The 22201-nt window shown below is 61.4% G+C and carries 20 protein-coding genes and 1 pseudogene; 8 read left to right on the top strand and 13 right to left on the bottom strand.

The features are described from left to right. Positions 1-82: 82 nt before the first annotated feature. The 4 genes from AZG88_RS42365 to AZG88_RS42350 all read right to left on the bottom strand — a co-directional run bounded on the left by AZG88_RS42365 (position 83) and on the right by AZG88_RS42350 (position 3306). Complete coding sequence (locus tag AZG88_RS42365) at positions 83-862, bottom strand: IclR family transcriptional regulator (RefSeq protein WP_061701096.1); 780 nt, start codon at positions 860-862, stop codon at positions 83-85. Between the two features lie 70 nt (positions 863-932). Then, positions 933-1385, bottom strand: a complete 453-nt coding sequence (locus AZG88_RS42360; RefSeq protein WP_197488028.1) for an acyl-CoA thioesterase — start codon at positions 1383-1385, stop codon at positions 933-935. Next, positions 1382-2263, bottom strand: a complete 882-nt coding sequence (locus AZG88_RS42355; protein ID WP_061701095.1) for a PaaI family thioesterase — start codon at positions 2261-2263, stop codon at positions 1382-1384. Before AZG88_RS42355 ends, AZG88_RS42360 begins: the two co-directional genes overlap by 4 nt. Positions 2264-2418: 155 nt before the next feature. Beyond that, positions 2419-3306, bottom strand: a complete 888-nt coding sequence (locus AZG88_RS42350; protein WP_082833624.1) for a PaaX family transcriptional regulator — start codon at positions 3304-3306, stop codon at positions 2419-2421. Between the two features lie 371 nt (positions 3307-3677). Between AZG88_RS42350 and AZG88_RS42345 the strand changes: the two genes are divergently transcribed. Together AZG88_RS42345 and AZG88_RS42340 are read left to right on the top strand one after the other, a co-directional pair. Continuing rightward, positions 3678-4925 carry an MFS transporter gene (locus AZG88_RS42345; RefSeq protein WP_061701094.1) on the top strand — a complete coding sequence of 416 codons (1248 nt, stop codon included), beginning with the start codon at positions 3678-3680 and terminating at the stop codon, positions 4923-4925. 36 nt (positions 4926-4961) lie between these two features. Next, positions 4962-5273 (top strand): putative quinol monooxygenase, encoded by a 312-nt coding sequence (locus AZG88_RS42340; protein ID WP_061701093.1) that lies wholly within the window; start codon positions 4962-4964, stop codon positions 5271-5273. 96 nt (positions 5274-5369) lie between these two features. Here AZG88_RS42340 and AZG88_RS42335 read toward each other — a convergent pair. The 9 genes and pseudogenes from AZG88_RS42335 to AZG88_RS42285 form a co-directional block, all read right to left on the bottom strand. Further along, positions 5370-7180: pseudogene (locus AZG88_RS42335) on the bottom strand (AAA family ATPase); the annotation flags it as partial. Positions 7181-7188: 8 nt separating this feature from the next. Then, positions 7189-7539 (bottom strand): hypothetical protein, encoded by a 351-nt coding sequence (locus tag AZG88_RS42325; RefSeq protein ID WP_156517749.1) that lies wholly within the window; start codon positions 7537-7539, stop codon positions 7189-7191. Positions 7540-7953: 414 nt separating this feature from the next. Further along, positions 7954-8172 carry an enoyl-CoA hydratase/isomerase family protein gene (locus AZG88_RS42315; RefSeq protein ID WP_061701089.1) on the bottom strand — a complete coding sequence of 73 codons (219 nt, stop codon included), beginning with the start codon at positions 8170-8172 and terminating at the stop codon, positions 7954-7956. A 147-nt stretch (positions 8173-8319) separates the two neighbouring features. Continuing rightward, positions 8320-9141 (bottom strand): FadR/GntR family transcriptional regulator, encoded by an 822-nt coding sequence (locus tag AZG88_RS42310; protein WP_082833623.1) that lies wholly within the window; start codon positions 9139-9141, stop codon positions 8320-8322. A gap of 52 nt (positions 9142-9193) precedes the next feature. Further along, positions 9194-9730: a hypothetical protein gene (locus tag AZG88_RS42305; RefSeq protein WP_061701088.1), complete on the bottom strand. Its 537-nt coding sequence runs from the start codon at positions 9728-9730 to the stop codon at positions 9194-9196. Next, on the bottom strand, positions 9727-10956 hold the full coding sequence (locus tag AZG88_RS42300) for a phosphotransferase family protein (protein WP_061701087.1): 1230 nt from the start codon (positions 10954-10956) through the stop codon (positions 9727-9729). Before AZG88_RS42300 ends, AZG88_RS42305 begins: the two co-directional genes overlap by 4 nt. Continuing rightward, positions 10956-11975, bottom strand: a complete 1020-nt coding sequence (locus AZG88_RS42295; RefSeq protein WP_061701086.1) for a DUF7064 domain-containing protein — start codon at positions 11973-11975, stop codon at positions 10956-10958. The genes AZG88_RS42300 and AZG88_RS42295 overlap by 1 nt, the downstream gene beginning before the upstream one ends. A gap of 10 nt (positions 11976-11985) precedes the next feature. After that, a complete protein-coding gene (locus AZG88_RS42290) occupies positions 11986-13641 on the bottom strand; it encodes an AMP-binding protein (RefSeq protein ID WP_063886956.1) in 1656 nt (551 codons plus the stop codon). A 6-nt stretch (positions 13642-13647) separates the two neighbouring features. Then, entirely contained in the window at positions 13648-15048 is a 1401-nt protein-coding gene (locus AZG88_RS42285; protein ID WP_156517748.1) for an MFS transporter, read from the bottom strand. 289 nt (positions 15049-15337) lie between these two features. Here AZG88_RS42285 and AZG88_RS42280 point away from each other — a divergent pair, with 289 nt between their 5' ends. The 6 genes from AZG88_RS42280 to AZG88_RS42255 all read left to right on the top strand — a co-directional run bounded on the left by AZG88_RS42280 (position 15338) and on the right by AZG88_RS42255 (position 22199). After that, positions 15338-16669, top strand: a complete 1332-nt coding sequence (locus AZG88_RS42280; RefSeq protein WP_061701083.1) for an MFS transporter — start codon at positions 15338-15340, stop codon at positions 16667-16669. Between the two features lie 13 nt (positions 16670-16682). Continuing rightward, the gene (locus tag AZG88_RS42275; protein WP_231914393.1) at positions 16683-17561 is read left to right on the top strand and encodes a mycofactocin-coupled SDR family oxidoreductase; all 879 of its coding nucleotides are present in this window, start codon (positions 16683-16685) and stop codon (positions 17559-17561) included. 24 nt (positions 17562-17585) lie between these two features. Next, entirely contained in the window at positions 17586-19124 is a 1539-nt protein-coding gene (locus AZG88_RS42270) for an aldehyde dehydrogenase family protein (protein ID WP_061701081.1), read from the top strand. Between the two features lie 6 nt (positions 19125-19130). Then, complete coding sequence (gene surE / locus AZG88_RS42265; protein WP_061701080.1) at positions 19131-19940, top strand: 5'/3'-nucleotidase SurE; 810 nt, start codon at positions 19131-19133, stop codon at positions 19938-19940. A 139-nt stretch (positions 19941-20079) separates the two neighbouring features. Beyond that, the gene (locus tag AZG88_RS42260) at positions 20080-20976 is read left to right on the top strand and encodes an SDR family oxidoreductase (protein ID WP_061701079.1); all 897 of its coding nucleotides are present in this window, start codon (positions 20080-20082) and stop codon (positions 20974-20976) included. 413 nt (positions 20977-21389) lie between these two features. Further along, on the top strand, positions 21390-22199 hold the full coding sequence (locus AZG88_RS42255; RefSeq protein WP_061701078.1) for an enoyl-CoA hydratase/isomerase family protein: 810 nt from the start codon (positions 21390-21392) through the stop codon (positions 22197-22199). The last annotated feature ends 2 nt before the right edge of the window (positions 22200-22201 follow it).

Raw genomic sequence — 22201 nt, 5'->3', positions numbered from 1 at the left:
CTCTGCTGCATCAAGACTCCCAGGAGTGAAGCACGCCACAAATAGCACTTCCGCTAGGCGGAAGAATTAGTACAAGAAAGTGTTATGAGCTGCGGTTACCGTCGCGTGCGACCGGGGTGCCGGCGACGGCGCGCGCGATACTGGTGGCGACAGTCTGCATGGCGGGGATTGCCGTCAACACGTTCTCCTCGCCCCGTGGGTAGGCCACGTTCAGCGCCGCGATCACCGCTCCGTGCTCGCCGATGATGGGCACGGCGAGTCCGGACCACCGCTCGATTCCGAAACCTGCCGCGTAGGAGAAGCGTTGCTGGCGCACCTCGGCCAGGATTCGACGGAGTAGGACCGGGTCGGTGACGGTGCGGTCGGTGAGCTTGTCCAGTGGCCCGGACAGAACCTTGCCCTGGTAGTCCGGTGACGAAAAGGCGAGCAATACAAGCCCGGTCGAGCATCCGTGCAAGGGGTATCGTTCGGCCATCCGGCCGGCATCGAGTGTCGAGTCGGGACTCGCCAGGCGTTCGAGAAAGAGCACCGATCCGGCGTCCAAGACCGCCAGACTGACGTGCTGGCGCAGGATCGTCTGAAGGTCCTCCATGAACGGCAGCGCCGCCTCACGCAACGTCATCGTGTGCGAGCCGCGCGCGGAAATTTCCCACAGACGCAACCCGATGCTGATCTCCTTGCTGGGAGCGCGTTCGAGTAGACCGTGTTTGACCAGCTCGTTTACCAACCGGTGCGTCGTCGTGAGGGGAAGGTCGGCACGATTGGCGAGCGTCGTGAGCGGAAGTGAGCGCAAATTGCGGTCGAATGCACTGAGCAAACGCACCACACGTCCGATCACCGAGTCTCCACCGCTGTCCGGCATGATCGCAACACCTCTCCGACCGATACACGTGCAGTCTAGTGCGTGTTTCCTCAGCTTCGGCCCGCGTTGGTCACACGGCGGCCGGCGAGACCCGATGTGGGGCCACCAGCTCGAGAATGTCGTCCGGCCAGGGCGTCGCACGGGTTTCGGCGGGGAGAACATGCACGGAGGTGAACGCGCCGTGCGCGGCCCGGACTCGGGCCACGCCTTCGAATTCTTCTCCGTAGACGTCGAATTCGAAGGTGATCGAGGTCCGCCCGACCGCCTGTATGCGGACCGTCGTGGTGACCTCCTGGCCGAACCAGAGCTTCGACGTGTAGTTCACCACTTGCTGGACTCTGGGCATGCTCGGAAAATGCTCCAGCAGACCCAACTGGCGGTACAAGCGCACCTCACATGCTTCCACCCACCGCAGGATCGATGAATTGTGGTGATGCCCTGCCGCATCGGTGTCGGACCATTCCACCAGAGTGGACATCGTCGCCGATCGTGGCGAAAACTGCGTATCGGTGTCCTGGGTCATGGCCGATCCTCCGCAGCGGACAAGAAGGTGCCTTGCGCCGAGGTCAGGACCCGGCCCGTCGAGGTCTGCAGCGTGGCGTGCACTGTGGTGATCCGTCGGCCCCGGCGTTCGACCGTGGCACACAGCAGAACCGTGCCGTCGACTCTCGGCGCCAGGGGACGCTGGTATGCCAGCGTGAGGTCGAGCAGCTCCGGAGCCCCCGGATCTCCATGGGGTCCCGAATGTCCGACCAGCGCGCGCATCGCGTGGTCGATCAAGCTGACGTGCAGTCCACCGTGCACCACTCCGTGCCTGTTGCACAGCGCCGGGTCGAGTTCGGCGGTCAGCACCGAGGAATGTTCGAGCCGGGCGGCGTCTGTGATGCCGAAGATCTCGTCGAGGGACGGTAGCAGCGGGACACCACCGGTAGTGGATTCCGAGCTCGTCATTGTCAGGGTCGAGGGCGTCGAGGGTGGCGATCCGGTAACGACGATGAAGCGTGCGGTTCCCACGGCGATATCGGCGTCGTCGGGTCCGTGAATCCGGATACGGCTCAACCCGGTTCGGTGATTCGACGAGATCAGATCGCCTCGCGCCGTCACCACGGTCCCGGGCGAGGGCACCGGGCCGACGGCATCGAGGCGCAGGTCGACCGTGCGCACGTCGAGCCCCTGCGCAAACAGGCTGCCAAGCGATTGGGCTGCCGCGGAGTCCGCCGCCACACCCAACCAGCCGAGCGGAACGTCCGGCCCGGTAGCGAAGCGGGGAAGGACCATCGCGGCCGTGGCCCAGTCGTCGCCGCGGGCCGTCACCCGGCAACCGGTGAGTACCTCGGCCGGGTGGCGAGCGCGGTGACGACCGATCTCGAAATCAGGCGCACTCACGGACAACGGTGCCACTTCCGGCTCCTTTCAGAAGCTGAGACTCGACGGATTGACCCGCCACACGACGCGCTCTGCAGGGCGCACCTCAATAGTCAACACATTCATAGCGATAGTCAAATCATTTGTAGACTTTTCCGGGTATCGACCGTCACTCTCGGGGAGCGCGCGAATCAGCCGCCTTCCTGCTCAGCCCACACGTCCCACTGGGCCTGCGCGGTGTCGTGCCAGCGCTTGTGGCTCGCGTCGAATGCGTCCACCGCGCGCACCGCAGGCCAGTCGGAGGGCAGGAGTGAGGCAGGCAGGTCGGGATCCAGAAATGGGAAGCGGCGCCACTCGTGCACGAGCTCGACTTGGGCGACGAAGGCCTCGGCCGACGTCAGCGGTGTCATCTCCGTGGTCCAAGCGGTGAAGTGCCGATACTTGTCCGCCAGCTCGTCGAGATCCCATGCCGCGGAAATGAGGGTCCGGACATCATCGACCGGCACCCACGTGCCGATCCAGGCAAATGCCTTGGCCCGCAGGCCTAGTTCGTCGAGGACCGCCAGGACAGCGCCTTCCTTGCCCGCGTCGGGAATTACCCAGAGGCCTGGCGACGGCGATCCCATTCCGAGCCACGTGAGTTGCGTCCGCAGGCGATGCCGCAGACTGCGCTGAGCCTCCGGAACGGCCACCGTGACGACCAGCCAGCGCTCGTCCCATTCCCGGTCCGCACGGAGAAACCCGTAGATTCTGTCGGCGCCATCGCGAAGCAGTGTGGCGCCCGCCTCGGTCAGGGACCATCGCACCCGCCGGCCCGAGCGCTCGGACACGAGGAGACCCTCCTGCGCCATCCGGGAGATCGCCTGTCGCGCAGCCTTCTGCTCCACGCCGATTTCCGCAAGCGCCCGCAGTAACGTCGAGGTCCAGACCGCTTGCCCTCGTGGACGGACGAACTCACCGAGGATGGTGAGGAGAGCGGACCTCGCACTGGCCGATCCAATGCCGAACGGGCGAGTACCTCCGGCGATCTCGAGGGTCGCCGCACGCGATTGCGGATACTGGCTGTCGACGTCGGTCATATCTCACCTTCCCACGCATCCCACGCTCGTCGGGCCGAGCCCGTCTCGACGGACCGAGGAGTGGGCGTCTACCGATCTCAATCTACAAACCGTTCGGCCTCCCGACGACATGGCGGCTGTCAGTCACCATCTGACACCGTGTCGCAGCCGAACGCCGACATGCTACGAATTCTTTGCGCATCGCAAGTTCATTGTTGACCATTTCACTCTGCAGGCCTACTGTGACTCACACAACTAGCGGAGTCCGGTCACCGCCCTGCACGTCGCCGGCATCCGCTGACCCGCAGCATCGTCGATTCCCGTACCCGAGCCGGGTCCGGTTCGACAGTCCCGAAAGGACCAGCGCCGTGAAAAGCGATACCTCCCTCGACATGACTGAACGACTGACCGGCGCCTCAACAGCGATCTCGCGGTATCGGTGGGTCGTCCTCAGTCTGTGCTGGCTGGCCCTGGTCCTGACGTCGGTCGACCGCTCGACGTGGGGGCCCGCCTCGGTGTTCGTCGGCGAGGACCTCGGAGTGCCGTTGGCGAGCCTCGGATCTTTCGCAACGGCGTACTACGTCGGGTATGTCCTATCGAATGCCGGCAACGGCTTTCTGAGTGACCGGCTGGGTGGGCGCACGATCGTCACCATGTCCCTGGTCGGCGCCGGAATCTTCATGATGATTTTCGGGTCGACATCCTCGGCAACCGTCGGCATCGCGGTACAGGCGGTGGTCGGACTCTTCGCCGGCGCCGATTACGCGGCCGGCGTCAAACTCATCACCAGCTGGTTCCGTCCCGACGAGCTCGGTAAGGCCATGGGCATCTTCCTGTCCGCGACGTCGATCGGCGTCGTAGTAGCGAATTCCACCGTTCCCATGCTGATCGAACACTTCGCCTGGACAACCTCCTACCACCTCTTCGGCGCCCTCTCCGTCGTTGCCGGTGCGGTGTGCTGGTTCCTGCTCCGATCCGGCCCCGTGGACGTACGGGCCGCAGCAACCGATTCCGGGTCCACCGGCGCGGTGATTATGACGATCCTGCGCAACCGCAATCTCATGCTCGTCGCAGTCGCAGGCTTCGGCGGATGCTGGGGAACCTACGGGTTCATCACCTGGTCGAACACCCTGATGATCAAGGGCCACTCGGTGACTCCCTCGACCGCGGGGTTCATCGTGGCACTCTTCGCCGCGCTCGGGGTGTTCGGCAAACCCCTCATCGGCATCATCTCCGACCGTTTCAACGGGGCCCGGCGGGTTCCCGCCATGATCGTCCTCGGATGCTTCGCCATCACACTGCTCGTCTTCGGAATGCTCAGTACACCAATCGGATTCTTGCTCGCCGCACCCTTCCTCGGGCTGTCCGCGTACTGCTACCTGCCCCTGCTCGTGGCACTGATCCCGCGACTCGTCTCCAGCCACGTCGTCGGCTCGTCAGCGGGCGTCACCAACGCATTCTGGAACATCGGCAGCGTGCTCGTCCCCATCACGGTCGGCGCCGTGTTCGCAGCATCGGGCAAGTCGTTTCTGGCGGCGTTCGCGACGCTGGCCGCCGGGCCTGTCGTGGCAATGGTCGCGTTGTATTTCGTCGACGAACGACCGAGCTCGGTGTCCGTCGTCGTCGATGCCAAGAGTTGACCGCGCACCCGTGCAGCAAGAAGGGAACAGACCAATATGCCCTACGTCGTCACCGTGAAGTGGACTGCCAAGCCTGGTGAGGCCTCTGCTGTCGCCGCTGCGATCGACAAGCTGATTCCGCCGACTCGCGCCGAGGAGGGGGTAATCCTGTATCAAGCCCACCGCGACCCTCACGACGACCACAGTTTCTTCTTCTACGAGCAGTACGTGAACGAGGACGCGTTCCGCCGCCATGTCGAGTCCGCTCACGCGAAGACCTTCGGCGCGAACGACGCCGTGCCGCGGTTGGCGGAACGCGAATTCACGACCTACCAGACGTGGGAAGATGTTCAGTCACGAAACACCTGAGGCAGAGACCTTTTCGTCGATTGCGGGGTCACCGAACCGCGGCGGTCGCCCCTCGTTGTAGGCGGCGATGCCTTCTTTGAAATCGCCCTGACGCATGTACTGGCCCTGGGAAGCCCAGAACCAGAACAGTGCGGCGGCGGTGCGAAGGCCGGCAGAGGGATCGTCGTCCACGCTGAATTCGAGGACCTCCCGGAGATTCGGTTGTTCCCGATTTAGGAGGCTGATCCACTCGAGCTGGCGTGCGCTGATCCACTCGGCTTCCGATTCGAGCGCCAACGCCTCGTACCAGTCCCGGTGGCGGCGACGCAATATAACGTCCTCGCCGGTCTGTTCGAGCTTCTCGTAGCCGTATTCGCGGAGCGTCGCGAGCAGGCGGAAACGCACAACCGGCCCGGATTCCTCCCGGATCAGGGTCGACTTCTCCACCAGAGAGGTCAAGGTGTCGAGCAGCTCGTCCTGCTCCAGATCGGCTCCGCACACCCGCTCCGCAGCATCGAGTTTGAAATTCCCCGCGAAGACCGCCAACCATCCCCAAGCCAGTTGTTCACGGGCGGTGCATAATTCGAAGCTCCAGTCGATACACAACCGCAGAGTCTGTTGCCGAGTCGGCGCTCCCGGCTGCCGCAGGTCAGCAGGGTGAAGCGGTCGGTCGCCGCCTGAGGATCTGCGCGGGCGACATCGCCCGCAACCGGGCGGCGGCCAATTCGATCGGCAACGGCAACCCGTCGAGCCGGTGGCAAATCCCCGCCACCGTCTCAGCGTTCTCCTCGGTGAGCTCGAATCCGGGAACGGCGGCGGCACCGCGTTCGGCGAACAAGGTCACCGCATCGTATTGGGGTAACGCCCGCACCGACAGCTTCCCCTCGGGATCAGGCACGGGCAGCGGTGGGACCCGCAGGACCACCTCCCCGCCGATATCGAGGGGCTCGCGGCTGGTGGCTAGAATCCGCAACCGCGGACAGACCCGCAACAAGGGCACGGTGAGTTCCGCGACCGCTTGAACTACGTGCTCACAGTTGTCGAGCACCAGCAGCAGTCCCTGCGCAGCCAGGTGCTCCGCGAGAATCTCACGCAACGGCCTCGCCGAGTGGTCCCGTACCCCCACGGCGGCGGCTACCGCGTCGACCAGCGACGACCCGTCACGCAGTTCACCCAGCTCGACCAGCACACCGTCGGCGTACTCGCGCTGCACAGCGGCTGCAACCCGCATCGCCAGCCGCGTCTTGCCGACACCACCGATTCCCGTCAAGGTCACGAGCTGGGACCCTGCAAGCAAGTTCTGCGCCTCGGTGAGCTCGTGTCGGCGGCCAACGAAACTGGTTAGCTCGAGCGGGAGACGTCCCGTCACGCCCAGTTCAGAGGGAGTCAGTGACCGTCGTCCGCCACGCGGCGTGGGTTGCTGGTCATTATGTTCTCCCCCTTCGTTGTCCGCTCTCCAATGGGGCTCGTGATGAGCCGAGTTCGCGTGAGTCGAATTTCTTGAGAACGTAGGGCCATTCCCAGTGCATCGGGTAGGCGGAGGGCCATGTCATCGACTGGGAAGTCTTGGTTGCGTTGCAAGCCTTCGGAGTTCCTCGCCGAGGGTCGGCGGCGGTGGCCGGGCGCTGATCCGGGGTTCGGCACATCGCCCGTGCGATTGTGCCGGACACGTCGCCGGGGATACCGTGCTCCCGTAGGTCGGGCACCTCCTGTGTGGTGATCCGCAGGAACTGGGCGACGACCTGCTCACCGCTGCGGCGCTCGAACGCGGCGTGGCCGGTGAGGGCACTGAACAGGGGTCGCGCCGAGGCCGTAGATGTCGGCGACCGGGCTCGGCGGTTCACCGCCGAGCACCTCCGGAGCGGTGTAGGCCGTGATCCAGTGACGGCACCGGTGGCGGTCTCGAAGCCACCGGCGATGTGCGCGATGAGGGTCATCACCCCGACCGGCCGGAGCCCCCGGAGCGCAGCCGCCACCACACGACTCGTCGGGCTGGGGCGCAGCCCCGGTAGTGCTCCACCGGAGTGAATGCCAGCGGTTCACCGGCGGCGCGGACGTCGGCTGGGCCCACCAACCGGACGCCGTCGACGAACACGCTCAACGTGTCGGCGACCTCCAGCCCATCTGCGTCGTCGGCGAGGCCGGTGGGCGTGAGCACGCCGTCGCGGAAGGCGCGGACGGGCGCGCTCGCCGCAGGCTCGTGGGCGGGTTTCAGGCTGGCGAGCTGGTCGGGCGGCCGCACCGGGAACCGGCCCACCAGCGGCAGGTCCCGACCGCGCGGGTCCAATGGTATCCGCGCCGCTCGATCGACGGGTCACTGCGATGGGTGATCACCCGCGGGTCGCCGAGCTCCAAGCCGTCCAGCTCCGCGGTCCCCATCCGGTCGGTTCGGATGACGACACGGTCGGGTCTGGCCCAGCCGAACAGGTCGACAGTTTCTGGGCGAAGCCGCATAACGACCCGCGTTGACGGCGCCGACCCGAGGTGAGTGATCTTCGGGTGCAACCGATACCACACCGCAGTGACGGCTGTTCCGCAGCGGTCGGTGTCGGTATCGGTGGTGCTGTCGGGTTCGGGCCAGGTCAGGGGGTCGGCGAATTCGTCAGGGCAGGTGCCGCCGGGATACCTCCGCCCCATAGCGGGCACCGCTGACGCGGACCACCGCCCACCGCATGGCGCCGAAGGCCATGATTCCCACAGCTCATGGCCTTCGCGACGGGATCGCCACGGTGTGCAAGTACTTGCCCTGCGCATCCAGCGCAACACAGCGCAAGTCTGGGTTCTCGTGAATCTCGGCGGCGATCGAGCTGATGTCCGTATTGAACGTCAGATCGAATGGATTGCCCCTGTCGGGCTGACAAAGTGTGATATCAGCGATTCCGTCCGCCAGGCGCACAGAGCAGGACTGGTTATCATTCATTTTCTCCTTCGAATGTCGCCTGATCACGTTTCGCCCACAGCACGATCAAGTAAAGATCGGCGCGCCGTTCGGGTAACAGAGTCGCTCATCGGTTGGCCGTCACCGGCCCAACAGCATCAGAACGGATGAGGGGGTCCCTCACACAACTCAGCAGATTGGGTAGTATGCGTCGTCAAGAGCAAATTCATGAATGTGGTCGGTCATGCATTCGGCGGCGAGAACGGCATCTCTCTGCCGAATTGCGTCAGTCACCGCTCTGTGCCGATTCACCGTCGCGGACATTACGACCTCGTTGACGCGTCCATCGTGCCGACTGGAGGTATAGATTATCCGCGACAATGCGGTCATGATCGCGATACACAGCTGATTGCCTCCTGCACGCGAGACGGACACGTGCCAGTCAAAATTCGACCGAAGGAACGCGTCGAGATCGGAGGATGAATTCTCGAGTACTGAGTTGATTTTGTCGAGCTCGCTTAGATCTTCATCTGTCCGATTGACTGCCGCAAGACGAGCACAGAACGGTTCGATGACCTCACGCGTCTCGAGGATCGAATGCCACGGTATTCGGCTACCCCGCACTGTGATTTCCACGTTGTCGATGATCGTGTGCAGGGTGGGGCGCTGAACCACCGGCCCACCGGCCCTGTCGTCATCCGTTCGAATCAACCCCTGTAGCTCAAGACTGAGCAGCGCATCACGAACTGCACGCCGACCGAGCTTGGTCTGAACGCACATCTCGCGTTCCGTCGGTAGTACCTCGCCGTCGCGGTAGTCCCCCTCGAGTATCCGCTCACGGATGGCGTCCGCCAGGATGTCCGAGGCTTTACCGACGTGAAGTTCAGGCAGACTGCTACGGCGTCTCGAACCGACATCACCATCCTTCATGTTCCGCGCAATCTCCCTGTATGTCGGCTTCGGCTTCAGCACATGGGCGGTGCCGAACGGATCGTACCGAGAATCGATCACTACCTGTATCCTTCACCAGACCGGTCTTCGATCTACAACTTACGATCGCTGCCTACTGAGCTTTCACCTGCCCATAAATCTCCTCCGGTGATGGGAGTAATTCTGCTCCCGGATCGAACCCGAATGGGGCAAACCACGCCCGCTCAGACCGAACCAAGCTCTCCGAACGGTCGACCACAACGTCTCTGATATCGGATGCAATCTGGTCATCGCGCTCGCGATAGTCGCGAATCAGGACTCGCAGGCGTGCAGTCAGTTCTGCGTTGGCAGCGCGCATGGCCTGGACCGACGAGTCAGCTCGTTGCAGCTCGGTCAGCGCAACGCGGCACAGTTCCGGTAGCCCATACTGGTCAGCGCCGTGTTTCGACAACCGCTCTGCCACCGCCGCGCTCATTTTTTCGGTTTCGGCCAGCGTGAAACGAACCCTTGCGTGATTAGTGTCAAGACGCGAACACACGAAGTCCAAGTTCGCGACGGCCAACTGAATCTGCTCCACCGCCATCGGATCGCTCTTGTCGACAGCCGACATCACAACGGTGTTCAATGACGTGCGCGTCGCATGTATCAGCGCGGTGACATCGTCAATCATGACGCGACCTCTCTTAACAGCCCACGCAGCTCTTCCAACAGAACCGGCGCTTCCCCCCGTACACGCGCCAGAAGTACGTCCTGGTGCGACTTACCGAGCCTTGTCACCCGGTACGCGGTAGCGACGGTCGACACGACCAACTGGAAGCAATTGAGCACCTTGTAGAAATGCAGTCTCTCTCGATCGACCGTCATCCCAGAGAGATCGCTGTATCTCGAATAGAACTCGGACTCGGACATCAACCCACAAACCAGGTACTCGTCACCGAGGTAGTGACCAAACAACCTCTGAGTGGTCCATGCGAGATCACGATGACGATCACCGAGATGCGAACGCTCCCAATCCAGCCAAGCTCGAATGTCACCAGATTCGTCGTCGAACAGGAAGTTCCCACTTCGAAAGTCGCCATGTACGACGCTGACCACGTCCAGCACGGGCAAGTTCGCCAGAAGCCAGCTCGCTGCCACCTCCATCAAAGGGAGATCCTCCCCGCGGTCCTCGTCCCATACGCGCAGCGCTCTGTTCACCTGCCACTGAGCGCTCTCGGTGGTACCGACAGAGGGAGTATCGAGACGTGCAAATGTCGAAAGATCCGGCTGGAAAGTGTGCACTACAGCAAGATGCTTTACGAACTGATCGGCCAAGATTTTTCTCAATCGCGCGCCGAAGTTGGTACCGACGCCGGATATCCCCACATTCTCGACATCAGCCGGCTTCGTGACCCCTGCGACATACTCGTACACGAGCGCTGGCTCGGGAAAAAAGTCACCTTCTGCGTCGACCCAGTAGACCCGCGGCACCGGCAGATGATGTTCGAACGCGCGAAGCATATCGAACTCGCGCACTCGACTCGTCGCATTCAGCGACTCCGAAGGATCCATACGCAACACCATTCGTCGGACCTGCCGACCGGACTCCGTCTTCGACTCGAGGGTGAAACCGAGCTGGATTTTGGACGCTCCCCCGACAAACCATTTCGAGTCCCGGATTTCGAAGTCGTCGAGCCCGCGGTTGATGAGGAACAGCCGAAGGCACTCGGAAAGCTCTCCTTTCGTCGACCGTACGAAGGCAGGACCTCGCCGCCGTTCGAGTTTCCGAACAAGAAGATCGTTGGTTTCGATTTCGGTTCGGTAGGTTGCCGTCATCTTGTCTATGAACTGCCGGCTGGGCCGATCCAGATGATCGAAGTCGCCTGGTTCGATTGTCGGGGAACTGTCGATGCTCATCACCGCAGTTCTCCATGCCTGGACTTCCTCGCAGCGAGAAACTCCAAACCGAAGATGTTGCACATTTCGCCATAGCCGATACGGTCCCCGAGATGCCAGCGCATGAGGGATTGGAAGCACACATGCGACGGGTTCAAGTTGTACCACGGGTGACCTGCAGTCGCGGCCCCGTACAGCTCATGCCTCTTGCCGCGAACGTCCTCGGCGACGATGTGCGAATTCATCGGCAACATATCGGTTCCGGACGACGACTCGACACGAGCATCGACCACGCCGAACAACTCACCGTCCTCCATCACGTAGCCGAACCTGAATCCTTCGTAATCGGTGTCGTCGCGCCGCACTTCCATCGGGACTGCCACATGAATTCCATAATCCTCACCGAATACTGCAGAAATGAAAGACACTGCACGCTTGCTGGTTTCGGTCCGCGTGCCGAAGCTGTGGTCCATCACGTCGTAGCAATCCACCTCGTACGACTTCCCCCGCAAGGTGAGCTCACCGGTGATGTGGCCCATGATCTCGTAGTGGCCTTTTTTCACCTGATCCTCGCCGGAATTACCCCACTCGTCTCCGAAACGGGGGTCCTTCATCGCGCCGGCCGCTCGATTCAGCATCGGATTCTGGTCTGGATCGTTGGCGTCGAACGGATCGTGAAGTCCCTCGAAGTGAAGATCGAAGCTCGTACCGCCGAGCTTGTATTCGTACGTGAACTGGTACTCGGTCGGCGCTTTGAGCACCTTGACCGACAACCCGTTCTCGAGGGTGTAGTCGGTGAAGGATTTGGGCGCCGGCAGATGCATCTGGGCGTCGCTGAAGTCGATCTCGTACGGCTTCCGGCAGAAGCCCTGACCGATGGTGACGGTCGACAATGCGACGCCTAGATTGGGGCGCGACGCAACGTAGATGTTCCCAAGTATTCCGTGCTCCGGAACCGAGAATATAAGTGGTGTGGTTTCCGTCCAGCGCCAATCTGCTGGATCACTGTCGTGGTAGTCGGAATCAGCGGCGGTGATCATTCTCTATTCCCTACTTCGAATTCGATTCGAGCTTCAGTTTGCAGGCGACGTCTTCTCGCAGCTCGAACTTCTTGATTTTTCCCGACGCCGTCATCGGCAGACGTCGGACGATCTCGAGTCGCTCCGGTAACTTCTGGATCGCGACTCGACAGTCGTGCTTCAGATACGTCGACAGCCCGTCGAGGGTGAGTTCAGTGCCCTCGACCAGTACCACATACGCACAGACTCTCTCGCCCAACTTCTCGTCCGGCATGGCCACGATAGCAACATCGGAGACATCGGGGTGCCGGTACATGTGTTCTTCGATTTCCCTGGCGCTGATGTTCATTCCGCCTCTGATGACGATATCTTTCAGCCTTCCCGAGACTCTCAGATAGCCGAATTCGTCCATCGAACCCAGATCTCCGGACCTCGAAAATCCATTGACTGTGAACAATTCGGCAGTTCGTACCGGCTCGCCGAAATACGCCAACATATGACCAGGTCCACGGTATCCGATATCGCCGGTTTCGCCCACGGGAAGCGGTTTTCCGTCTTCACTCAGGATGACGGTTTCGACCCCTGGAAGCGGAGCTCCATCGGATTTCAGTACGCGATCGGCATTCACTCCGACCGCGCACGTAGTCGTGAACTGGTTTTCCGAGCGGCCGTAATGACTCAGCACCTCGCACGAAGGAATCACCTCGCGCGCTTCGTTGATCACCTGCTCAGGGATCGGGGAACCGGCCGCAATCCACACTCGCATCGAGGACATGTCGACAGGCTCGTGCCGATAACTGTCGAGGGACATTCTGAGAAACGCGGTAGCGGTTGTCGTTATCGTACATCTCTCCTTCTCGACGACACGATTTCCGGCGCCCGGAGTCCACCGCTCCATCACGTGTGATCGCGCCCCTGCATGCAACGGCGTGAGGTAGCTCATTATGTAACCGGTGCTGTGCGACAAGGGCGATGGACCGAAGGCTACGTCGGAGTCCGTCCATCGATGAGCATTCAATGACGCACGGACGCTGAATGCGACGGTGTTGTAGGTGTGAAAACAGCCCTTAGGCTTGGACTCCGTACCCGACGTATAGATGATCACGTGGCCATCGTCCGCGTTGCCCGCTGCGACAGCGAGTTCGTTTCCTGCCGGCGCTGCCTGGATCGACTCGTACGTAGGTCCCCCGCGATATCCTCCTTCCGAACCACGGACCGGTACGACGTGAACGAGCGATGGTGTCGATACCCGAATCCGTTCGAACATTGCAACGTGGTCGAACTGCTTGAACGAGTTGGGGCAGAATGCGACCCGTGCACCGGAGTGCCCACAGATGTACTCGACCTCTGCATCTCGATAAATCGGCAGAATCGGGACGATCACTGCACCAACCCGTGACACTGCTTGAGCAATGACGGCAAATTCGCGCCAGTTCGGCAACTGAACGAGCACACGTTCGCCCCTCACAACTCCAAGGCGAACCAACTCCGATGCCAGTGCGAGTGACTTGTTCTTCAATTCTAGGAAAGTGATCTCACCTGTGTCGTCACTCATGAACACTTTGTTCGGTGCATCATGGGCCCATTTATCAGCTATAGATGTTGACGTGTCTTTTGTCCAATAGCCCGATCGATAGAAATCGGCCACATCTTGTTCGGAATACCGATCTTTCACATCAGGGAGCATCGTTGTCTATCCTTCTCTAGCCGCGAGTGGCGTATGCAGGTCGTCCGAGTCGGATTTGTTTCTCATGATCGTCAGCAGCGTGACAAACCCGATAACAGCAGCACCGATCACGAGAAAGGCTGGAGATAGGCTGTTCCCGGTGCGGTCCACCAACCACACTGCTGCATATGGTGCTGTGCCACCGGCTGCTACCGCGCCGAGATTCCAGCCGAGCGCCACGCCGGAGTAGCGGGCTTCGCGAGGAAACAGACGAGGAACAACCGTGTACACACCTGCTTGTACGAAAACGGTATTGATCAGAACAGCACAGCAAGCAAGCGTCGCGATGATCAAGTTCACATGCATCAGCAACATCGCAGGGTAGGTAATGACCGCGAACCCCAGCAGACCGATTGCAATCGCTCTCGTTGCGCCGATCCTGTCGCCCAAGAGACCGCCCAGAGGCATGCAGAGTGCAACGATCGTGATGTAGACGACGCTCGCCCAGTATACAGATGCGGACTCGTAACCCAGTTGCCGCACGAGGTGAATTCCTAGATACGTCAGGCCGATGTACACAGTCGCATTCGTTGCAACACTGAGGAATATGGTCTGCGACAGACCCTTGATGTTGGCGCGATTCGAAAACACGGTAGCGACCGACAACTTCTTCCGGAATCTTCCGTCCGACTGTTCCGCCACAACGCTTGTCGGGAGTGTCTCGACGATTCGCGTTCGCGCCCAGACACAGAAGACAGTCAGCGGCAGGCTGAGCAAGAACGGCAAACGCCAACCCCAGGAGGCCATCTGGGCATCCGTGGTCAGAGATGCGACCACGCCTGCCGCCAACGCACCTGCAGCAAAACCCAGGGTCGAACCAAGGGGTGTGAACGAAGCGTAGAAGGATCGCCTGTTTTTGGGTACAGACTCGGACACGAGTGTGATGGCTCCTGCCACCTCGCCACCGGTGGAGAATCCTTGCGCGAGTCGAGCCAACAACAATAGCAGAGTCGCCCATGCACCGATTTGTTGATACGTGGGGAGCAACCCCATGAACGTGCTTGCCACGCCGATCATGATCAGAGCCATGAGCAGCGCAGGCTTGCGTCCGTAGCGGTCCCCGATATAGCCAAAGAAGATGCCGCCGAACGGCCGAACGATCCAGGCGCTCGCGAAGACCAGGAGTGTGGCGAGCAACGCTGCGACCGGATCGGAGCCCGGGAAGAATATCGGCGCAATGATCACGGCGAGAAATCCGTACACACTGAAGTCGTAGTATTCGATGAACGTCCCGACCATCGCCCCGGTTGCGGCCCGGCGGGCGATACGCGGCTCCTTTCGACCTGCGTCGGGCGGTCGATGCGATACAGATGATGCATCCACTCGAGCTACATCGAGTTGCTCTGCCTGCTCAGATTTCGAGTGCACAGATCCTTCTTTCGAGCCATGAATCGCGAGGTGGCCGAACGCCGCACGTAATCCTTACGGCACTGCCGGCGGGGGTGACAGCAGTCACAGTACGTACTCGCTCAAAAGATGTCCACCATATGTTTGGTCATTCCATTGTTTTGGTGCGCCAGTCCTGATAGCTTTGCCGAGTGACGTACGCCACTTCCGTGCGGCTCCAGCAGGCCTTTCACGTCTGCTCGTCCCGGTACGACCACACTCGCACGGCTTCTTCGGATTCCCGTTAATTCACTCTGGGACAAGGATTCTCATGACAGAACACGATTCACGTGACGTTCGTGCGGCCTCGCGGTCCCCCGGGTCTGCCCCGCTGCGGGCAGCGATTGCCGGCTCGGTGGGTACTTTCATCGAGTTCTACAACTTCAGCGTCTACGGGTTCATGGCCCTGGTGATCGCTGACCTCTACTTTCCCGGCGAGAACAAGACAGCTGCCCTACTCTCCACGCTCTTGGTGCTGGCGAGCGCTTGGCTGCTGAAGCCGGTGGGTGGTGTCGTTTTCGGGCACATCGGTGACAAGTTCGGAAGAAGACCTGCTCTGCTGGCAGCAGTGCTCTGTATGGGCATCGCCAGTTTCGCGATTGGCCTGCTGCCCACGCATTCGACGCTGGGCAGCGGTGCAACGCTACTGCTCGTCATCGCACGGTTGGCGCAGGGACTGTCCGCGGGCGGTGAGATCGCAGGGTCGGTCACGCTGATCAGCGAGTCGGTGCCGAGTCGCAAGCGCGGTTTCTACGGAGCCTTCACACCCTTCGGTTCGATCATGGGGTTCGCCGTGGGTGCGGCAGTGGTCGGCCTCCTCAACACACTTGCGACGAGCGAACAGATCTACGAGTGGGCATGGCGCCTGCCGTTCTTGACAAGCCTTCCCATCACCCTCATGTGCCTCTGGATCCGGAAGGGCATCGTAGAAACACTCGATACCACTGTTGCCCGCCGCGAGAAGCGGTCGACGCTGCGCCGGGCTCTCGCCGAGGACCGACCCGCGATCGCCAGAACCATGGCGTTGTCGGTAGCAACCAACGGCACGGTCTACATCGGACTCGCCTACATCAGCATCTATCTCATCACCCGGGTCGGATACACGGAGTCGTCCGTGTACTGGGTCAGCGCTGCAGTCATCGCCGTAACCGGCATCGGAATGCTCGGTGGCGGGTATGTGGCGGACCGAATCGGCCTCGTCCGCATCACAGCGTGGGGGTTTGTAGGCTTTGCTGTACTCACGGTTCCCGCAATGGCCCTGATGGGAGCGAGCCTGTGGGTTGCCGCGCTGTGCTACTTTGCTGTTCTTGGCAACACCATTCTCGTCCAGACCGGTGTGTTCAGTCTCGTTCCAAGGCTTTTTGGTCCAGTCACGCGTTACACGGGCGTCGCCGTAGGGTGGAACATGGGGGACATCGTGGCAGGCGGTACGGCTCCCTACATTGCGGTATGGCTTGTCGCGAACACCGGATTCGACTTGTCGCCAGGCCTATTCGTATTAGTGGTCAGTTGCATCGGATTGGCCGCACTGGCCTCCGTGAAGTCCGGTGCGCGAAAGGACAAGTCACCCCACGTCGAACGGGATCTCGCCGAGGTCGAATAGCAACTGCCAACCCGTGAAGCTGCCGATTCGTTACAAGGAAGGTCTACCCACCACAATGGAACTCACATTCGAAGGAAGCGTCGCATTCGTGACAGGTGCCGCTCGCGGCCAAGGTCGTTCGCATGCATTGTCACTCGCAAACTCCGGAGTAAGCGTCGTTCTAGTCGATCTCTGTGAATCGTTGCCCACTGTGCCCTACAGCTTGTCGACAAGGGGCGATCTCGAAGAAACCGCAGCCTTAATCAAGGCGGCAGGAGTCGACGTACTGCCGATAGTTGCCGACGTGCGCCGACTGAACTCGATGGAGGCTGCGGTCGAACAGGCCGTGGCCACTTTCGGACGAATCGACTACCTGGTGGCGAACGCCGGAATCTGGTCGAACGGGGGCAGCACACAGACAATTCCGAAAAGCACATGGGACGAGATGATCGACGTCAACCTCACAGGCGTGTGGCATTCACTCAAAGCCGTTGTTCCCCACATGGTGAAGGCGAAACGTGGGCGGATCGTGGCAACCTGCTCTAGCGTGGTCAGGCATACCGACCCGAACACCGCCCACTACTCGGCAGCGAAGTCCGGCGTCTTCTCGCTGGTAAAATCGGTGGCGATCGAACAAGCACATCTGGGGATCACAGCAAATGCTGTGTCCCCCAGTAATGTCGGGACAGATATGATCCTCAACGACGAAATCTACGGACTGTACAGACCGGACCTGGACAAGCCAACGTTCGAAGACGCGCAATCCGCATATGCATCGGTGCACGCTATGGGAATTCCGTTCATTCAACCCAACGATGTCTCCAATGCCGTGTCATTCCTCCTCAGCGACCAAAGCAAATTCATTACCGGAATCGAACTGCCAGTCACGTTCGGCCGCACCGGCGGAATCTGACAACGAGGAGGAAGGGAGTTCAGGATGAGCACCACCATCGAAGATTCACCACACTATTGCATGTTCATCGACGGTCGGAGCGTCGACTCCAGTGATCGGTATCGTCTAATAAATCCTGCTACGAACGCCCCCTTCGCCACGTGCGCAAAAGGGTCGGAGGTCGATGCAGACAGCGCGGTCGCAGCGGCCAAGAGATCGTTCCAGCGTGGCGATTGGAAGAACCTCTCAGGCGGTGCACGCGCCGATGTACTCGAACGAGTCGCCGATGCACTCGAGGCTAACGGCGACGACATCGCCCGAACCGCCAGCATCGAAAATGGCGCACCTATCCGGGTGTCGCGCGGATTCGCGGTGGACACTCCGGTCGCACATATTCGACACTTCGCCAGGCTCGCTCGTGACGCCGACCAGGAGACGCCGGTGCCGGAATTCGGGACTTCCGCGCAGACAGCGTTCATTCGAAAGGAACCGATCGGTGTGTGCGTCGGGATCGTTCCGTGGAACGCGCCTTTGACTATCGCCGTGTGGAAAGCTGTTCCAGCTCTTGCTGCCGGCAATTCGGTTGTCCTGAAGCCCGACGAGAAGACGCCGATCGGCGCACTCGCCCTTGCCGAACTGTTCCATGCCGCTGGTTTGCCGAGTGGTTGTCTGAACGTGGTGACCGGAGACGGCGAGAGCGTCGGCGCACATCTTGTTTCCCACCCCGACGTGCGCATGGTGTCGTTTACCGGTTCGACCGCTGTCGGGAAACAGATCATGCGTCGCGCTGCCGACGACATAACCAGAGTCGCATTGGAACTCGGCGGAAAGAGCGCGAACATCGTGCTCGACGATGCCGCCCTCGACGACGCCGTCGATGGTGCAGTCTGGGCTTTCATGCTGCACGCCGGACAAACCTGCGAGTCCGGCACTCGCCTGCTGCTCCCGGACAGCCTCCACGATCGCTTCGTCGAGAGGCTGATCGAGCGACTTCGCACCATAAAGATCGGAAATCCACTCGACCCCGCGACCGACATGGGACCAGTTATCAGCGAGTCCCAGCGGTCGCAGATCAGAGGCCATATTGAATCGGGAGTCGCCGAAGGCGTGACTCTCGCCTACGGTGGAACCATCCCAGAGGTGTCGGACTTCGGCGACGGATTTTGGTTGAGTCCGACCGTGTTGACCGACGTCGAGCCTCATATGAGCGTAGCGAACCACGAAATCTTCGGTCCTGTACTCGTCGTCATGCGCTATTCGACCGATCAAGAGGCAATTGACCTGGCCAATGCGAGCATGTACGGATTGGCGGCCGGGGTGTGGTCCACCGACTCAGAACGTGCGCTGGGGGTCGCACGTCAACTTGAAGCCGGCTCGGTGTGGATCAACGACTGGCACAACATGACCTATCACCTGCCGTATGGCGGCTACAAACAAAGCGGGCTCGGACGAGAGTTGGGCGAGACCGCCCTCGACGAATTCATGGAGGTAAAGGCAATCACCATGGATAGTTCGGGCGGTGCCGAGCCTCGAAGCTTCGCCGGTGTACTCAGCACGCCGCGCACGATCCAGCAGACAGGCTGATGATCCATGACAGTTCTCGTCACCAATGACGACGGCAGTGCGTCTCCCGGGCTGGCATGCCTCTACGAAGCGATGAGAGACATCTCGCGCGACGTCACCGTGGTGGCGCCTACGACGGAACGAAGTGGAAGTTCCGCCAGCCTCGGTTCTTTCGACGCAACCAGAGGGATTTCAGTCCAGGAGTCGAGCGCCGATGCCTCCTTGCAGCAGGTCCGACGGTTCTCTGTGGATGCGCCTCCAGCACTTGCTGTTCGGGCCGTCTGCTCGGAATTGTTCGGCAGAAAGCCGCGCGTCGTCGTTTCCGGAATCAACTCAGGGTTCAACACCGGGCGCCTCGTAATACACTCGGGCACCGCGGGCGCGGTGTTGACTGCAGCGTCACTCGGGGTCAGCGGTGTCGCCATAAGCACGAGTTCGGGTGCGGAGGACGGTTTGATCACCGCCGCAGCGATCGCAAGAATTACCGTGAGAGCGATCGAAGCTCTCGACTACCCCGCCGTCGCACTCAATATCAATGTGCCGGATCTTACACCACACGCTGTACGAGGAGTGCGGTTCGCGACTCTCGGTACCGTGAGCCTGACGAGTTTGGACATCACCTTGACTGACGGCAAGTTGTTGTGCTCTCGCAAGGGCATCCCACCACCCTATGACGTCGGTTCCGACTCGAACTATGTATCCCTCGGCTTCATTTCCGTAACGTTGCTTCCGCTTCCGTGGCAGGTCGATTGCCACGTCGAAGACGAGCTCCGGTTGGGTATCGATGCGGGGTGGAATCTCCTGCATAGTTCGCAATTCGCAGGAGAGTCGAGCTGAAGGCATGTGACCTGTTTCCAGTAGCGTCGGGAGGTTGCTCGCTCCCACGATATACGGCGGCACCAACGAGATTCAGCGCGAGATCACTCCAAGAGCCTGGGGCCTGTAGTGGCCACATTCTACTCGAAAGGACCATCGCATGACGACTTCTCCCTTCGCGTCCGACGCCCTCGCGGGCAAGCGCGTTCTCATCACCGGCGGCGGCACCGGACTCGGCCGCGGCGTAGCCAAGCACCTCGTCGACCACGGCGCCGAAGTCCACCTGTGGGGCCGCCGGCCCGCGGTCCTCGAGGAGGCCGCGGCGGAGGCGTCCGTCTCCCGGCCGGGCTCGGTCCACTGGCAGACCGTCGACGTCCGCAACGCCGAGCTGGTGTCATCGGCGATGGACGAGATCTGGACGCTGCACGGCCCGCTGACCGGCGTGATCAACAACGCCGCCGCGAACTTCATCTCCCCCACCGAATCGCTCAGCCCGCGCGCCTTCGAGGCCGTCACCTCCACCGTGATGAACGGGTCGTTCAACACCACCCACGCCGCGGGCCGCCGCTGGATCGAGGGCGGCACCAAGGGCGTCGTCCTGTCGACGCTCACCACCTGGGTGTGGAGCGGATCCGCGTTCGTGGTCCCGTCCGCGATGGCGAAGGCCGCCGTGCACTCGATGACGATGTCGCTCGCCGTCGAATGGGCTCGCTACGGCATCCGCCTCAACGCCTTGGCTCCCGGACCGATCCCGACGGACTACGCGTGGGAGATGCTCAACCCGACCGAAGAGAGTGCCGTCGGTGCAACCCAGGCCGACCAGGTGCCGATGGGCCGGATGGGCACGATGGAGGAACTCGCCAACCTCACCATTTTCCTGCTGTCGGATGCCTGCGACTACCTCACCGGCCAGACCATCGCCATGGATGGTGGTCAGATGCTTGCCGGTCCCGGCACTTTCGCCGGTCTGACCTCGATGAGCAGCGAGGACTGGGCCACTGCCCGGGAGAAGAGCAAGGCCGCCAGCGAAGCCGCGAAGGCCCAGCGCGGAGTCTGACCGACAGACGAGCGATCTGTCTGTGAGGATTTGGCATTTGTATGGGGTTCTCGTTTGCAGCGGCGTTGTCTGTCAATGAAGGCCAGCGGCTAGAGACGGAGAGGATGGCCTCATCGACATCGTTGCCGCATCGGAAGGTAGTGCGGGCAGGGGCCCTACTGTGGGCGGTGAGACCGCGGCCAGCAAGGAGATCGCTCTCGTTGCGGTGTGGACTCAGATTAGTTGTGGCGGTCTCGTTTCGGCTCAGCGAGCAGCGCCTCCCGGATCGTCCGGATATGCCTGCCCCAATCAGGGCGCGGAGTGCCTCTGGGTGTCCAGATTGGCGACAGCATCAAGCAGATCGTAAAACTGCCCAGCTATACGCACGCAGTGACATCACCGCCCAATTTCCCTTACTTTCACGAAGGATCTAGATGACCACCACCGAATCCCGACTTTCCACCGAGTCCTGTTCCGTCGAGATCATCGACGGAGTCGGCCATGTCACACTGAACCAACCCGACCGCGGCAACCCATTCGACCTCCGCCTCAACACCGAAATCAGCCTTGTCGCTACCGAGATGGACGAAAACCCCGACGTCCGGTGCGTACTGTTGGACGCGGCAGGTAAGTATTTCAGCGTGGGCGCCGATCTGAAGGCAATGACCAGGGACCGGGACGAACTACCCCGCATCATTAAGAACGCCACGGCGGGCTTACACGTGGCACTGTCCCGCTTTGTTCGAATGGATGCGCCGTTGGTCGTCGCGGTCCATGCCCTCGCGGTCGGCGGCTCGGTGGCATTGTCGGCTGCCTCCGACTTCTGCATTGCCGGGCGATCCGCGAAGTTCTACGCTGCATACACCGGCATCGGACTCGTGCCGGATGGCGGAGGTACCACGTTTATCCCACAGCGTGTGGGTTTGCGACGCGCCACCGAATTTCTCATGAGGAACGAAACCTGGACCGCCGAACAGGCCTGTGAATACGGCCTCATCAATTATGTTGTCGACGACGAGAATTTGGCGGACGAGGCCTGGACGCTGGCCCGCCAACTGGCGGCCGGCCCGACCCTCGCCTTCGGCGAGATCAAGAACCTTTTCCGGTCCACGTGGGAACAGCCAATCGAGGCACAGATGGAGCGGGAAGCCCGCGCGATGTCCCGCGCGACGAAATCCGACGACGGGTGGAACGCCCTTCAATCGGTCCTGTCCAAGCATAATCCCACCTTCCAAGGGCGCTAACT

Source organism: Rhodococcus sp. LB1, assembly GCF_001583455.1.
In the GTDB taxonomy this organism is placed as follows: Bacteria; Actinomycetota; Actinomycetes; order Mycobacteriales; family Mycobacteriaceae; genus Rhodococcus_F; species Rhodococcus_F opacus.
The sequence above is the reverse complement of the archived record's forward strand: the minus strand, read 5'-3'. Positions and strand labels throughout refer to the sequence as shown.

Coding starts and splice junctions, on each gene's coding strand:
- AZG88_RS42365 (WP_061701096.1), bottom strand. CDS start 862: ATGCCGGACAGCGGTGGAGACTCGGTGATCGGACGTGTGGTGCGTTTG.
- AZG88_RS42360 (WP_197488028.1), bottom strand. CDS start 1,385: ATGACCCAGGACACCGATACGCAGTTTTCGCCACGATCGGCGACGATG.
- AZG88_RS42350 (WP_082833624.1), bottom strand. CDS start 3,306: ATGACCGACGTCGACAGCCAGTATCCGCAATCGCGTGCGGCGACCCTC.
- AZG88_RS42345 (WP_061701094.1), top strand. CDS start 3,678: ATGACTGAACGACTGACCGGCGCCTCAACAGCGATCTCGCGGTATCGG.
- AZG88_RS42340 (WP_061701093.1), top strand. CDS start 4,962: ATGCCCTACGTCGTCACCGTGAAGTGGACTGCCAAGCCTGGTGAGGCC.
- AZG88_RS42315 (WP_061701089.1), bottom strand. CDS start 8,172: ATGAATGATAACCAGTCCTGCTCTGTGCGCCTGGCGGACGGAATCGCT.
- AZG88_RS42305 (WP_061701088.1), bottom strand. CDS start 9,730: ATGATTGACGATGTCACCGCGCTGATACATGCGACGCGCACGTCATTG.
- AZG88_RS42300 (WP_061701087.1), bottom strand. CDS start 10,956: ATGAGCATCGACAGTTCCCCGACAATCGAACCAGGCGACTTCGATCAT.
- AZG88_RS42295 (WP_061701086.1), bottom strand. CDS start 11,975: ATGATCACCGCCGCTGATTCCGACTACCACGACAGTGATCCAGCAGAT.
- AZG88_RS42290 (WP_063886956.1), bottom strand. CDS start 13,641: ATGCTCCCTGATGTGAAAGATCGGTATTCCGAACAAGATGTGGCCGAT.
- AZG88_RS42280 (WP_061701083.1), top strand. CDS start 15,338: ATGACAGAACACGATTCACGTGACGTTCGTGCGGCCTCGCGGTCCCCC.
- AZG88_RS42270 (WP_061701081.1), top strand. CDS start 17,586: ATGAGCACCACCATCGAAGATTCACCACACTATTGCATGTTCATCGAC.
- surE (WP_061701080.1), top strand. CDS start 19,131: ATGACAGTTCTCGTCACCAATGACGACGGCAGTGCGTCTCCCGGGCTG.
- AZG88_RS42260 (WP_061701079.1), top strand. CDS start 20,080: ATGACGACTTCTCCCTTCGCGTCCGACGCCCTCGCGGGCAAGCGCGTT.
- AZG88_RS42255 (WP_061701078.1), top strand. CDS start 21,390: ATGACCACCACCGAATCCCGACTTTCCACCGAGTCCTGTTCCGTCGAG.